This is a genomic window from Chryseobacterium indologenes, assembly GCF_002025665.1.
Classification (GTDB): Bacteria; Bacteroidota; Bacteroidia; order Flavobacteriales; family Weeksellaceae; genus Chryseobacterium; species Chryseobacterium metallicongregator.
Map to the genome: position 1 here is coordinate 5,107,453 of NZ_CP018786.1, position 13,888 is coordinate 5,121,340.

The following is a 13,888-nucleotide window of genomic DNA, read 5'->3' on the forward strand; positions in this document are numbered from 1 at the left end:
AAAAAGACGTTTCACTTGAAACGTCTTTTCTTTTTCATTCTATTATAAAAATGTTATTTCTTAATCATTTTATAGCCTTTTTCAGTCTCTTTATCTTTGACCTTCACTATGTAATTTCCTGCTGCCAGTTCACTTACATTTACAGTTCCGTTTTCTGTATCCATCGTTTCTTTTTTCACTAGCTTTCCGTTAAGATCATAGATGTTAATTTCAGAGATCTTAGTTTTATTTTTGATGTGTAAAACATCTTGTGCCGGGTTTGGATAGATAGATGCACGGTTCTTATCCGCTTTTGCATCAGAAACCGATAAACTGTTTGCTGAAATCTGGAAATCGTCTATCCCAATAAACCAGACATCTTCTGTAGTGGAATGAAAAGCAATATAAATTGTTTGTCCTATAAAAGGAGTCAGGTCGTACGTATACTGATTCCACGAAGTAGGAGGTTTTACTGCTGCTGCAAGCGTGTTGGTAAGGCCTGCAATGGTAGGAGTTGTTGTTGACACTTTTATATCCACTGTCTCAGCAAGCCCTGCTCCTCTGTTTCTTGCCCAGAAAGTAAGCTTATCAGATACTCCCGCAGTGACCACTATAGCAGGGCTTATGGCATAATCATCATGGGAAGTACTACCATATTCCAATCCAAGGAAGTGGGTTCCCGAATGAGGAGCATTGAAGGAAGAATCATAAGAACTAAAGGTTTCCCAGGTTCCGGGATCTCCACCATTAATTATTGTCCAGTCGGCAGGCATTGTTGCCGAATCAAAACTTTGAGAATACTGTGCCAGTAAACCTACTGGCATAAAGCACAGCAATGTTACGAATTGATAAATTTGTTTCATAGTGTTTGTTTTTGATACTAATTTAATAAAAAACTAAAACATTGATTAACAAATTACTATAAAAAACAAAAAAATCATTAGAATTTTTGTGAAAAAACTTTTATAACACTCTGTAAACGGGATACTGTCTGAATGTTTTTTCCTCAAAATAAGGAGAATGTCTGTACACCCAATCTAGCTGTGCATCTCCATCTTCAGACAGCTTTTTATCCGATGCTTTGGCAGCTTCAAACGCTTCTTTCAGTTTTTTATCCTTTTTCAGAAGTTCAGCAGCAGTATCTTCGAAGATATAGGCAGAATAGTATTCTTTCTGAGCCAGAATTCCATCAAAAAAATTCCAGTTGAAAAATGAGTCTAATGCTTCAGGTTCAAGGGTTTCTATAATATATTTTACACCAGGCTGATTGGTTGAAACCAGATAATCTCCGGCTGTAAATGCCCAATTTTTCTGTGTAGCATCAACTGTAGTTTCAAAATGCAGATAATGTCCTTCGTAAGGGTTTTTAACGGTTTTAAAATCTTTAATTTTATAAGACTCCACCATTAAAGTACTGTCCTTCTGTATTGGTTTCATCTGAATATTATTTCTTTTAAACTCATCAATCACCCGGTACTGTGACTGCGGAATCACATAATATTTTGGAATGGTAATATATCCCGTTGGAACAGCTGTAGTAAAGAGTTTTATGTTCTTTGTAAACGGCTTGTTTCTGTCATAATACAGTCTTGGTTTCCCGGAAACCTCACTGGGTTTGTATCTTCCTTCATAGCCTTTAAAGTCCATGGTAGAGAACTTTGTAGAGTCTATTTTCCAACGGATTCCGTATTGTTTTCCGGCCTGATATTGTTTCAGATTTTCTATACGAAGCAGTTTTATTTTATGATAATCTTTATCTAAATTCTGCAAGTTAACCAGCATATATTTGTAAGTAGCATCTACCCTTTTATCATACGATTTCAGCATATGGGTTTCAGGAACGGTTCCTAAAGAATTAAAAAGGGAAGTATATCCTGTAGAGTATCGGGGAGAATCTTCAAATGAGGCAAATCCTACTTCAGGAACATCTCCGTGAATGTTGACGTAGGGAGTACTTTCATACCCCAGCTTTTTCATATCTTCAAGATTTTTAGCCTGATAATCATTGTAGAAATAGTTTCCGAGAGCATTTCCCAGACGTTCTTTAAACGTAGAAATATAGGTGAACGTATATTGATAATCTGCTCCGTTGCTCACGTGATTATCAATAAAAACATCAGGTTTCAGCCACTGATAGATTTCCTGAAAACTTCTTGCATTTTTGGAATCTGCCTTGATAAAATCCCTGTTCAGGTCGTAATTCCTTGCATTTCCTCTGAAACCATACTGTTCCGGACCATTTTGATTGGCTCTGGAGTAAGATCCCCTGTTCAGCATTCCGCTTACATTGTACGCAGAAATGGCAGCAATAATAAAGTTTTGAGGAGTTTTAATCTTTTTAACGGCAAGATCTCTCATCAGCATCATCGTAGCATCAATTCCGTCCGGTTCTCCCGGGTGAATGCCGTTGTTGACGAAGAGAATGGCTTTGTCTTTTCTTAATTTTTCAAGATCTTTTTCAGGAAAAGGATTGTAAACTACCACATAAATAGGCTTTCCGTTGTCGTCGTCTCCTTTTTTAAAGTACTGAATGGTATTGAAGTTTTTAGCCAGATCCTGATAATAGCTGTTCATTTCGTCGTAGGTAACCGTTTGGTTTCCATTTCCTTTTTCAAAGGGAGTCTGAAATGATTTTTGAGCTAAAAATAAGGTAGAACTCAGGGTAAATAAAAGATATTTCAGTTTCATTGAAGTCGTATTTTCAGACTTTAAAAGTAGTTATCTTTTGGGAGAAATGAGAACATGTTGATGGGTAAAATGTTTTAAAAATAGAAACCTCACAGGTTTTGAAAACCTGTGAGGTTTGTTTCCGATAGTATCAATTTCTGCCATTTTCTTCAGGATATAAGGAGGGAAGCGGATCACTTTGCCAGAATTGTTTGGTATCAATATCCATGATGGATAAAGATCCGGTATAGGCTGCTCCGGTATCCATATTCCAGATATTGGCTTTATTGGCGGGTATTTTGATCCCAATATCAAGAGTAGGCGTATGTCCGATGAATATTTCTTTATACAAAAGCAGTCTTTTAGGATATAATTCTGAATTCTTTTCTAGTTTTTTATCCATGGCTACAGCCGTTTCCCAGAGCGTTCTGTCCCAGTGGTAATTGCTGGAATAGACTTCTTTTTCAGGACCGTGCATAGAAGCATATCCGGCATGAATAAACAGTCGGTTCTGATCATCAATGTGATAATTTTTCATCCTTTGAAAGAATTCGAGATGAATATCCAAATCTTCAAGGGAATAATCAGCATAACTTTCTACTGTACTTTTCCCTCCATTGAAAAGCCAAACATTGGGGTTTTGTCCCAAACTCAGCCAATCTTCACACCAGGCATCATGATTTCCTTTGATGAAGATACATTCCTGTTTTTCGGAAAGTTCCAGTAAGAACTGTATGATTTGTGAAGACTCGCTCCATCCGTCCACATAATCGCCGAGGAAGATCAGCCGATCATTTTCGGTCACTCCTGCTCTTTCAAGAACCTGCAACAAGGCTTTAAATCCTCCGTGGATGTCTCCTATGACTAATGTTTTGCTCATTTTACTTCGAGATATATTTTGCATCCACGAAATCTGTAAGCCAAACTCCATTTGCAGACTGATAGAAAGATAATCCTTCCTGATGCATTGTTCCGGTTCTGATGGTCAGAATCACAGGTTTGCCGTGTCTCATCCCGACCTTTGCAGCGGTCTCTTTATCAGCACTTAAGTGTACATGCTGACGTGTTCTTTTTTCAATTCCTTTTTCTAAAATGGAAGAAATATTGGCTTCTGCTGTTCCATGGTACAGAAATTCCGGAGGCTGCTTGGCTTCCAACGCCAGATCGATATCAATAGAGTGTCCCTGGCTTGCTCTGATCATGGTTTTATCTTCGTTAAAAGCAAAACGCTTTTTATTGTTGGTTTCTACTACCTCATCTAATTCTTCGGGAGTAAAAAGCATTCTCTTTTGGGCTGATTTTGCTCTTAGCTCTTCTACATCTGCCCAACCTTTTTCATCCAGTGTAAGTCCTATACTTTCCGGCTGATGCCGCAGGATCAGGCTTAAAAATTTACTTATTTTTTTCTTTTCTATTTCGTTCATGGTTTGTGTTTTAATTCATTAATTTTTGGTGTAATTTCTCACACAATTTCTCAATATCATCCTTTCTCACGAGCTCTGCAATCCATTCCTCAGGAATATTTTCAAATCCATAATAAATTCCGGCAATTCCTCCGGTGATCGCTCCTGTAGTATCGGTATCTTCCCCCAGATTGACAGCTTTTAAAACTGCTTCAGAATAACTTTCTGAGTTGACGAAGCACCATAAAGAAGCTTCCAGGCTGTGAAGAACGTACCCGCCACTCTTAATTTCATCTTCAGGATATCCGGAAATATCATTCTTTAAAATTCTATTGAAAAGTTCAACTTCATTTGGATTAAAACCTTGTTTTTCAGCATATTCCAAAGACACTTTCTGTGTATGCGTATATGCCTCTCTTTTATCCTTTCTTTTCAACAATTGAATGGAAAAAATAACATAGATGAAACAGGCAAAAACAGAGCGGAAATGACCGTGAGTTATTGCCGAAACCTCTTTTATTGTAAAATAAATTTTCTGAATATCCTCTTCATTTTCAAGATAAAAGGCAAGGGGGAGAATCCTCATTAAAGAACCATTCCCATTGTCTTCTTCAAAAATATTTCCTGAAAATTTTGCACTTTCACCTTTGATTAATCTTGCCAGAGCATGTCTTGTAGTTCCTCCGATATCGAAAAGCCTTCCATGGGCAGTCCAGTGACCATATTTGTTCCACTTCACAAAACTTTGTCCGATTTTTTCAAGATCGTAGCCTTTGGTAAGCTCTTCTGCAAGGCAAAGTGTAAGAGAACTGTCATCACTCCACGTTCCTTTGGGTTGATTCCAGGACATATATTCCAGCATTTTTGTTACCGGATTTCTTTTCAGATCTTCCCTTTTTTTAAATTCTACCGGAACACCCAGTGCATCTCCAATGCAGGCACCCATAATTCCCGCTTTTACTTTGCTTTCCATCAGGCAAGATTCACCAGTTTATCAAATAATAATTTCATTCCCTGGGTTGCTGTTTCTTTCATTACAACCGCTCTCTGCCCGTAACCAAATCCAGTTTCATTGGGATTGATAACGATTAAAAGGCAGTCATCCTTGATATCATGAATCAGTCCGGCTGCAGGATATACCTGTAAAGATGTCCCGATAACCAGTAAAATATCTGAATCTTTCACGATTTCTCTTGCATTCTGATACAAAGGAACATCTTCTCCGAACCAAACGATATATGGTCTTAATTGTGCTCCATCTTCAGCTTTGTCCCCAATTTTGATATCTTCTTTTTGTTCATAAATCAGACTTTTATTGTTGCATGAGCATGATTTGAACAATTCTCCGTGAATATGAAGAATCTTAGTAGATCCTGCTCTTTCATGAAGGTCATCAATATTCTGTGTAATGATCTGAACATCAAAATATTTCTCCAGCTCTGCCAGCAATTGATGCGCTTCGTTGGGCTGTACTTCATGCAGCTGACGTCTTCTCTGGTTGTAAAATTCCAGCACCAAAGCTCTGTCTTTTCGCCATCCTTCCGGACTTGCCACATCTGTTACATTATGATTTTCCCAAAGACCGTCTCCGTCTCTGAAAGTTTTTATTCCGCTTTCGGCACTGATTCCTGCGCCGCTTAATATGGTTAGTTTTTTCATGGTTTTTTAATTTTTTCTTTTACATTCTGAAAAATAATAATGATCAAAATGATGATAAAAACAGGAATTAGTAATATCCATACTAAAATATCTATTACTCCTATGACTTCTTTTATTCTGAATTTTTCTTTCGTTTTATAGTTAATAAAATCTACAAAATTTTCTTTATTCGTAAGCTCTTTATCATACCCCAACCAGTCAAAATTTGTGATAAAATCACCAAAAATATACAGATTGGGAGATTTAGAATCAGATAAATTAAAAAAATAAAAGGTTTCAAAATCCTGTCCCACCAGAGGTTCATATTCGATATTATACTGAAAACAAAAAAGACTTTCAGTGCTCAATAAGTCCCTTTGCTTCAAAACTTCTTTCAATTGACTTTGGTATTTTTTCAGCTTTACAATATTATTTTCCACTGGGAAAACATTTGATTTTTTTCCAGCATGTTGAAGATAATAAATATAATTTTCAGGAAACTGCAGATTCAATTCTTTTTGAAGAAATGCAATTTCTTCATTTGTCAGTCCAATATTAGGATCTTCAGGTTGATCTACGAATCTGAAATTATTTTTTTTCACAGTTGTAAAAGGTCTTTATAAATCATTTCATTTTCATCATCAAAACAGACAAAAATAACTTTCTCAATAATATCTGAATGAAATTTTCTTACTTCATCTACCGCAATTTTTCCTGCCTGTTCTTTTGGAAATCTATAAACTCCTGTACTAATATTAGGAAAAACAATCGTCTTCACATCAAGGCTTTCTGCTAAATTCAAAGAATTGCGATAACAGTTTGCCAGAAGAGTTGATTCCTTTTCCTCGTTACCGTTCCAAACAGGACCTACGGTATGAATAACATATTTTGCAGGGAGATTTCCTGCATTTGTTACTACCGCTTCTCCCGTTTTGCATTTTCCTTGTCTATTTCTGATCGCAATACATTCTTCCAATATCTGTGGCCCTCCCATTCTGTGAATAGCTCCATCTACACCGCCTCCACCAAGTAAGGATGAATTGGCAGCGTTGACAATTGCATCAGCTTGGATCTTTGTGATGTCTCCTTTTATTAATTCAATTTTCATCTTAAATTGAGTTTTCTATTTAAAACCTCATCATCAAATAATAAAGGTTTTTCTTCAGGGATGATCAGATTATCTAAATTATCATTCAGTACAAACTGATATTGTTCTGTTACAAAATCTGAAATATTTTCGATCAAAAGAATATCATCCTTAGCAAAAGACTTAATAAATTCATTCCGTAAACCAATCTGTATGGCTCTTCTTTCCAGTTTATTTCCAAAAGGATCATGATCCGGATCCCACTGCAATCTCACTGAAGATTCTTTTATCTGCTTCTGCCATTCATCTCTTGCAATCCCCAAACCTTTATTGTAAGAAGAATATACAGAATTTTCCAGATATTTTATAAAAGCTTCTTTCTTCAAATGAAGTGCTAAAACACTTTCCTGACCTTCTTTTCTACCCCATCCGTTTCTGTACATCATCCAAAGAAAATTTGGCTTTATCCAAGTCATTCTTTCGAGGCTGAAACCTCCACCGAAGAATTGGTTCTTAACAGCAAATTCTCCAATTTCTTTTCTATAAGACTGATACACTATAATTTTCTCATCATCATATTGAGCCATGATGTGATATCCTTGTTCAGGCCAATCCTGCAGTTGTTCTTTATATTCTTTTAATTTGATTTTCATTGTATTTCTTCAAATGGTTTCAGCATTTCTTCTTTCTTGGTAAGTACTGCAAAAACCTCTCTCTTAAATTTATTTTTATATTTTGTCAGGAGATGTATCTTTTGCCATTCCATTATTGGTAATAGTTAATTCTTTTATATTAGAAATCAGGTCTCCCAACTCCATATTTCCTGCTTTTTCAAACTGATCTCCTATAAATACTTGGGTTACTTTGATGTTTCCTACAATGGCTTTATTAAAACTCTCCAGCTCTTCTGATGGAATCCATAGTTCGTTGTGGTTTCTTGCTCCTACATTCTGAGCAGGATATTGAGCTGCCACTTCTTCCAGTACATCAAATACCAAGATAGTTTCCAGCTTCATCTCTGGTATTCCATTTTTCAGCAATCTCAGAAGCATACTCTTCATTAAGTACAGGATAAAAAATGGGCTGCCAATCCAATCTTGGAGGAAATTTTTCAAATCCACTTTCTATAATCAAGATCATTTCTTTTTCTCCTACTGGTCTGTATAATGTAATTGTTTTCATAACTTTAGTTTTTATTCAAAATCATATACATACACTTCCACATCTTTTGCAAGCAGTGTTCTTCCAATAATGGGTTCTATTTCTTCCCATTTTCCTCCAGCCAGACCACATCCTATTCTCGGCATATGTACTGAAGCACACTGTTCCTGAGCCTCATAAGAAAGCTTCAATAAACATTCTTCCAGAGCATTATATCTAATAGGAGGAATATCCGAATGAGTAATAATGTTATGTTGAGCAATCATATTGCAAATCCAGATATCTTTTTCTGTCTGAACCATCTGAATTTCGCCTAGGATAAAGTTTTCTTTGCTCTTAAACCATTCACGGTACGCTTGTTCCGGCTGCTTCCATCTTTTGGAAATGGTAGTTACAAAACCTTTTCCCCAACCTCCTATATCATTGCAGATATGAGAAATTATTTTGTTTCCTTCAACATTTGGTCGGATAGCGTCTCCTTTTATATATTGTATTGTTTTCATGGTCATTATTTTTCAATCATTAAATCATTCTTCTATTCTGTCATTAACTATAAAATTAATGCTTTTATCCTTCTGTTTCTTACTTCTTTAGAAATTAAAAAATCTGTTTAAAATCTTTTGAATAGGGAGAATAAGATCCGTAGACAGCATCAAATTCTATATCCAGATTTTCCAGCTTAAATTGCTCATCCATCTGATCCAAACAGGTAATCACAAGGTTCTTTTTAGCCGGAAATACATAAGCTCCATCTAACTTCAAAGCATAATTCAAGAGGCTGTAATCTATTTCTCCTGTTCTTAACTCCTTCTGATATTCATTAAATGTACAGGTTTCTTCTTCATTATTTTTCAGATTCATTTGTTTTTCATTGCTCATCCAGCCGTTTCCGTGACGGGTTGCATAGCTTCTGGTGACATAATACATTTCAATGTCTTCAATTTTTAAAAGCTTACAGATTTCGTATGCATTTTTTGAAGTGGTATGAGCATAGGTCACATTGGGAAAAACGCCATGATCCATATCGAGTAAAATACCCTGGCTTCCTTCAAAAATAAGGTGGTTGAATGAAGCCAGCCAGGTATAATCATTTATTTTCCAATCAATTTTATCAATAGCCTCTAAAAAAGGGTTCAAGAGTTCGCTGATCTCATTCTCTTCGACAAAGCCATAATAATAAGCAATCCCTTTTAGTTTTTCCATGAGCATTTCTCTTGGTCCAATAAGATCTATCGCAAACAGTTTATAAGGACTTTCGTGTCTTTTCATGGTTGCTCCTATTCCTTTTCCGCAGGTTCCATGTTCCAGATTTCTGGTATTGGTTCTGTTCTGCCATACATCAAAAGGAGTGGTCACTTTTGCCAATGGATGAATATGCAGTTCAATATTTCCATTCTTTGATTTTAGTTCTTCTCTTTCATTGAACAGAAAAACAGGGTGTATCGTACAGTGCTCGGTAAAGTAAGAAGGCAGCCCTCTGAGTGCTCCGCTTGCAAAACTGGAATGTACATGTTTTCTTTCATCCATCATTACGGTATGTGCTGCCTGCTGACCTCCTGAAAACCGGATTACAACTGCCTCAGGATGCTGAGAAGCCAGAAAATCTGTGGTAATCCCTTTTCCTTCATCTCCAAAACTTAGTCCTATTACGATTTGCGCCTTTTTCATGTCCTTTTATTTTAAATGTCAATTGCCTTGTTCTAAAGCATCTGAAACTGATCTAAACCTGTTGTTCCTAAGGTTTTATTTTTAAACTTATCACAGATAATTCCTTTGATAACATTGGGGATTTCTCTGTGATCTTCAATGGATATACAGTTTTGACCTAACAATTCTCTCCATCCCCGGTCTGCTCTGAGTGCCTGATCAGAATGCAAAACACTGATATGGTATACTTCATATTTTTTCTTTGCTTCTTCCAATAATTCAATATGGGTATAGGTTTGCTGTCCTTTCCCCATAATTTCCCTGATGGCTGAGGCAGGAAGTGTTTTCAAGCAAGGTTCATCGCCAATGGTAAACAGTAATCCTTTTTGTCCTCTTTTTTCAAAAGCATCTGTTCTGGTGTGGAATGCCGCAAAATACCATGCTAAAAGATAACTTTCACCGGCATTTCCGCCGCCTCCGGATTCAATATAGGTTCTTGTCAGCCACATATCCAGTTCTTCATCGCCTGACTCAAACTGCCCAGCCTGAAGCGGATAGCCATCATATTCATGATCTCCAATTCCCAGGAATAATAAGGCTGGATCCGGAACTCCACCCTGAATAATTCCTCCCATTAGTTTTGGTAATCCCTCTCTGATCAGTTCATGGGGAATATGTCCCATACTTCCGGTAACATCTAACCCTAAAATAATCGGAACTGAGTGAGGGTGAACTTCTGAATCTCTGGATTCTCTGAAAGAAATTCCATGGGGATTCATCGATTCATGGGCCATTCTTTTGGCATTTTGGGTGAAAATTTCCCCTGCTGATTTTGTTCCGTAACCTGCTTTGCTTGCTCTGTCATAACGAGCGTCTAAATCGTATCTTGTACTTCCCATGATTATAATTTTTTTCCAAATAAATATTCAAATCTCTTCTGGGTTACTTCAAGCTGAATATTCAGATTTCTGATTGTTAATGATAATTCCATGTCTTTCTGAACGAATGCTTCGGGATTGAAATCCGCAAAAGTCAGACTGTTTCTGTCTAAAGGACTGATATCAATAAGCCCTTCTTGTTCGCGCTCAAGTCTTTTGATTTTTAATTCGATATCTTCAACTCTGCGTCTGTAGATCAATTCGGAATCTGCTCCAATGATCTTTGCACGGTCTTCTCTGATCTGATCATTATTTCTTTGTAATGATTCGATAAATCTGGGTTTAAACTCATCTTCCATGATCAAATATTTTTATTTGTGTTAATAATACACTAATTAAACTAGACATAGGAATGCCTTCCTTTTTTACGGATAATTTATACTTTTGAATACATTACATCTGTTCTCAATACATATTTTAATCCGCTGATTAAAGTCTTTCCTTCATGTCTTAAAGGGTGATGAAAGATAAGGGCTGTTCCTTTTTTGGGAGCTACTGTAAATAGGTTCTCAAACTCTGTTTCTCCTCCTTCAAAATCATCATTCAGATAGATCATAAAGGTGTAAAAGCTTTTCTCTTTTTCATTTCGGATATAGCTTCCGTCTCTGTGCATCTTAAATTGCTGTCCCGGAGCGTACTTATAGACTCTGAGCATTTCATTAAAGTTAAACAGCTGATATCCATCACATTCCTGAGGTAAGAGTTGGTTTGCCTTGTCAAAAAGATCTTGAGCAATTGCAATATCAAAAATCATCAATCGGTCATTATTTCTGATTCCTTTATTCATTTGCTGACGCCCAAATACATTGATCTTTGCTTCTTCAAAAACCTTTTCCTGTGAAAGGCTGATGTACTGATCACATTCGGTTTCAGTAAGAAAATCTTCTATCAGAAATATCTGTGGGTGTAATTCTATTTTTTCCATAATTCCTATTTTGTGTTGGTGTTGTGTGTGTTTTTACCTTCTTAATTGATCTCTTACTTCCATCAAAGCAAATCCTAAGAGGTTTTCTCCGTTCCATAATAAAGGATTCTCAGCTCTGTTATCTGTTTCCAGCATTCCGATACCCCAGATTCTGTCATAGGGACTGGCTTCTACCAGAATTTTATCTCCTGTTGACAAAAGAAAATCTTTAAATTTCTGATTCTGAGAGAATTTCAAAAGGTTTCCTTGGGTTACCAGTTCATATTTATGCTCATCCCAACGTTTCGGATCAAAGTTCTTTACTTTTCTTCCCAGCGCTTTTGCCTGGTTAGGAGTATCTGCCTTTAAAATTTCCGCTTCGGTTTCAGGATCATTAAACAATCTGGCTTTTCCAGCCATCATATAATGTTCTGCAGTTTTATAAATGATTCCGTTTTCTTCAAATCTTCCCGGAAACCATTGACTGAAACATGATTTGGTAATAATATCTTTTGCTGAATGTCCCCAGAAAAAGAGAAATTTTATCCTTTCCTTTTTTTGAAAGCGTTCTGTAATATTTTGTATGGTGTATTTCATGATTGCGTTATTTTGACACAAATTTAAAATATTATCAGTCTTTGCACCAAATTTATTTGTGTTAATTTTACGCTAATAAACATAATTACTTGATTTACAGTGATAAAAATTTAATTTCGATAAACACGAATAGCGCAAATTTTAATCACGAATGACACAAATGTTGAATATGCTTAGGCTAAAGCGAAAGAATTTGAAGAATTTAAACAGGATGACAAAATGGAGATTATTCCTTCGTCAGAATGACAAAAGACAAACAGGATGACCTTTGTGACAGGCATTTTTTATTGAATTTACTTTGAGTGATCTTCTTTTTCTCACTCCTATCTATTAGTGAGCATTAGTGTGAATTCATTTGTGAACTTTGTGGTTAGAGATCCTATTTTATTTCAAAATAAAACCCCTGCTCTTCCAGCTCTTTATACTTTTCTTTATTGAAAGTAAAAAGTTTTCCGGGCCTGCCGCTGCCTTCTTTTTTGACGTTGTTGGTTTCGTTAAGCAGTCCGTAGCTCATGATTTTCTTACGGAAATTTCTTCTGTCAATTTCCTGTCCTACAATTGTTTTATAAAGGTTTTCAAGATCTGAAAAAGGGAATTCTTCGTTGAGAAGATTGAAGCCGATTGGCTGGTATTGAATTTTTGTGCGAAGTCTTTTTAGAGCAGTCTCAATGATTGTTTTATGATCAAAAGCAACTGAAGGAAGTTTATTGATACTGAACCATTGCGCGTCTTCGGCATCTGAGTCAGCAAACAGCTCATGATAAGAAGGGTTGACAAGCCCTAAATAAGCAACAGAAACCACTCTGTTTCTCGGATCACGACCCAGATTACCAAAAGTATACAATTGCTCCAAAAAATCGGGTTTTATGCCGGCTTCTTCATAGAGTTCTCTTTTTACCGCATCATCTACACTTTCATCATCAAGAACAAGCCCTCCCGGAAGAGCCCATCCACCTTTAAAAGGGTCAATATTTCTTTTAATCAGAAGAATCTGAAGATCTTTCTTATCAAAATATCCGAAAATAACGGCATCTACAGCCACTTTTATATCCTGTAATTTTTTAGGAGACTCCATACATTGATTTGCGTTACGAATACACAAAGCTACGATTTATGCCTGTATTAAAAAATAATTTCCGTTATAATAAAAGTTCTTATCTTTAAGTTATCTTTCTAACCATCTTAAAACTAAATTATTATGAAAAATTTATTAACAATTCTTTCTGCAGTTTTATTATTAATAGCTTGTGAGAAAGGAAAAACAACAGCTGCCACTGGCTCTGACAAAACAGATTCAGCATCTACCTCTGAATGGAAACCTGTAGATTCAGCAACCGCCATGAAAGACTGGATGGCATACTCAACTCCGGGAGAAATGCAAAAAATGCTTGCAAAATCTGATGGAACCTGGAACGGAGAAACTACCATGTGGATGGAAAACGGAGCAAAACCTATGATGAGTAAATCCGAGGCTACCAATAAAATGATGTTTGGCGGACGTTATCAGATTACTAATCACAAAGGTGACTTTATGGGAATGCCTTTTGAAGGGATGAGCATTGTAGGATATGACAATTCAAAAAAGAAGTTTGTCAGTACCTGGATAGACAATATGGGAACTGGAATCATGCATAGCGAAGGAGACTGGAATCCTTCTACAAAATCTGTTGAATTTAAAGGAAAAATGACCGATCCTTCAAGACCCGGAAAGGATTGTGATTTCAGAGAAGTATTCACCTTTGTGGATGATAACACTCAAAAACTTGAAATGTACGGCCCTGATTCTAAGACAGGAAAAGAGTACAAAACGATGGAAATAAAATATACCCGTAAAAAATAAATCAAAAAAACCGCTTCGTGTGAAGCG

At 36.3% G+C, this 13,888-nt stretch carries 19 protein-coding genes; 1 reads left to right on the top strand and 18 read right to left on the bottom strand.

Annotated features, from left to right (window positions below):
- Positions 1–53 precede the first annotated feature (53 nt).
- From BUE84_RS23050 to BUE84_RS23130, 18 genes are all read right to left on the bottom strand, one after another.
- Positions 54–842, bottom strand: coding sequence for a T9SS-dependent choice-of-anchor J family protein (locus tag BUE84_RS23050; RefSeq protein WP_079243659.1), 789 nt, complete (start codon positions 840–842; stop codon positions 54–56).
- A 100-nt stretch (positions 843–942) separates the two neighbouring features.
- Positions 943–2,667: a hypothetical protein gene (locus BUE84_RS23055; protein WP_079243660.1), complete on the bottom strand. Its 1,725-nt coding sequence runs from the start codon at positions 2,665–2,667 to the stop codon at positions 943–945.
- A 130-nt stretch (positions 2,668–2,797) separates the two neighbouring features.
- Positions 2,798–3,526, bottom strand: a complete 729-nt coding sequence (locus BUE84_RS23060; RefSeq protein WP_079243661.1) for a metallophosphoesterase family protein — start codon at positions 3,524–3,526, stop codon at positions 2,798–2,800.
- Position 3,527: 1 nt separating this feature from the next.
- Entirely contained in the window at positions 3,528–4,070 is a 543-nt protein-coding gene (locus BUE84_RS23065; protein ID WP_079243662.1) for an RNA 2'-phosphotransferase, read from the bottom strand.
- A 10-nt stretch (positions 4,071–4,080) separates the two neighbouring features.
- Positions 4,081–5,022: an ADP-ribosylglycohydrolase family protein gene (locus BUE84_RS23070; RefSeq protein WP_079243663.1), complete on the bottom strand. Its 942-nt coding sequence runs from the start codon at positions 5,020–5,022 to the stop codon at positions 4,081–4,083.
- Positions 5,022–5,708, bottom strand: coding sequence for an SIR2 family NAD-dependent protein deacylase (locus BUE84_RS23075; RefSeq protein WP_079243664.1), 687 nt, complete (start codon positions 5,706–5,708; stop codon positions 5,022–5,024). Before BUE84_RS23075 ends, BUE84_RS23070 begins: the two co-directional genes overlap by 1 nt.
- Positions 5,705–6,289 carry a hypothetical protein gene (locus BUE84_RS23080; protein ID WP_079243665.1) on the bottom strand — a complete coding sequence of 195 codons (585 nt, stop codon included), beginning with the start codon at positions 6,287–6,289 and terminating at the stop codon, positions 5,705–5,707. Before BUE84_RS23080 ends, BUE84_RS23075 begins: the two co-directional genes overlap by 4 nt.
- Complete coding sequence (locus BUE84_RS23085; RefSeq protein WP_079243666.1) at positions 6,286–6,795, bottom strand: O-acetyl-ADP-ribose deacetylase; 510 nt, start codon at positions 6,793–6,795, stop codon at positions 6,286–6,288. Before BUE84_RS23085 ends, BUE84_RS23080 begins: the two co-directional genes overlap by 4 nt.
- Positions 6,792–7,427 (bottom strand): DUF4291 domain-containing protein, encoded by a 636-nt coding sequence (locus tag BUE84_RS23090; protein ID WP_079243667.1) that lies wholly within the window; start codon positions 7,425–7,427, stop codon positions 6,792–6,794. The genes BUE84_RS23085 and BUE84_RS23090 overlap by 4 nt, the downstream gene beginning before the upstream one ends.
- A gap of 75 nt (positions 7,428–7,502) precedes the next feature.
- On the bottom strand, positions 7,503–7,790 hold the full coding sequence (locus BUE84_RS24880) for a hypothetical protein (RefSeq protein WP_238594317.1): 288 nt from the start codon (positions 7,788–7,790) through the stop codon (positions 7,503–7,505).
- Positions 7,762–7,956 carry a hypothetical protein gene (locus BUE84_RS24885; protein WP_238594318.1) on the bottom strand — a complete coding sequence of 65 codons (195 nt, stop codon included), beginning with the start codon at positions 7,954–7,956 and terminating at the stop codon, positions 7,762–7,764. The genes BUE84_RS24880 and BUE84_RS24885 overlap by 29 nt, the downstream gene beginning before the upstream one ends.
- Before the next feature lie 11 nt (positions 7,957–7,967).
- Entirely contained in the window at positions 7,968–8,438 is a 471-nt protein-coding gene (locus BUE84_RS23100) for a macro domain-containing protein (protein ID WP_079244025.1), read from the bottom strand.
- Positions 8,439–8,532: 94 nt separating this feature from the next.
- Positions 8,533–9,603, bottom strand: coding sequence for an adenylosuccinate synthetase (locus BUE84_RS23105; RefSeq protein WP_079243668.1), 1,071 nt, complete (start codon positions 9,601–9,603; stop codon positions 8,533–8,535).
- A gap of 32 nt (positions 9,604–9,635) precedes the next feature.
- Complete coding sequence (locus BUE84_RS23110; RefSeq protein ID WP_079243669.1) at positions 9,636–10,481, bottom strand: hypothetical protein; 846 nt, start codon at positions 10,479–10,481, stop codon at positions 9,636–9,638.
- Between the two features lie 2 nt (positions 10,482–10,483).
- Positions 10,484–10,819, bottom strand: a complete 336-nt coding sequence (locus BUE84_RS23115) for a hypothetical protein (protein ID WP_079243670.1) — start codon at positions 10,817–10,819, stop codon at positions 10,484–10,486.
- Between the two features lie 77 nt (positions 10,820–10,896).
- Complete coding sequence (locus BUE84_RS23120) at positions 10,897–11,445, bottom strand: 2OG-Fe(II) oxygenase (protein WP_079243671.1); 549 nt, start codon at positions 11,443–11,445, stop codon at positions 10,897–10,899.
- A 33-nt stretch (positions 11,446–11,478) separates the two neighbouring features.
- Positions 11,479–12,021: an NADAR family protein gene (locus BUE84_RS23125; protein ID WP_079243672.1), complete on the bottom strand. Its 543-nt coding sequence runs from the start codon at positions 12,019–12,021 to the stop codon at positions 11,479–11,481.
- Positions 12,022–12,400: 379 nt separating this feature from the next.
- Positions 12,401–13,096 (bottom strand): NUDIX hydrolase, encoded by a 696-nt coding sequence (locus BUE84_RS23130; RefSeq protein ID WP_079243673.1) that lies wholly within the window; start codon positions 13,094–13,096, stop codon positions 12,401–12,403.
- A gap of 123 nt (positions 13,097–13,219) precedes the next feature.
- On the opposite strand from BUE84_RS23130, the gene BUE84_RS23135 reads away from it, so the two are divergent.
- The gene (locus tag BUE84_RS23135) at positions 13,220–13,861 is read left to right on the top strand and encodes a DUF1579 domain-containing protein (RefSeq protein WP_079243674.1); all 642 of its coding nucleotides are present in this window, start codon (positions 13,220–13,222) and stop codon (positions 13,859–13,861) included.
- Positions 13,862–13,888 lie beyond the last annotated feature (27 nt).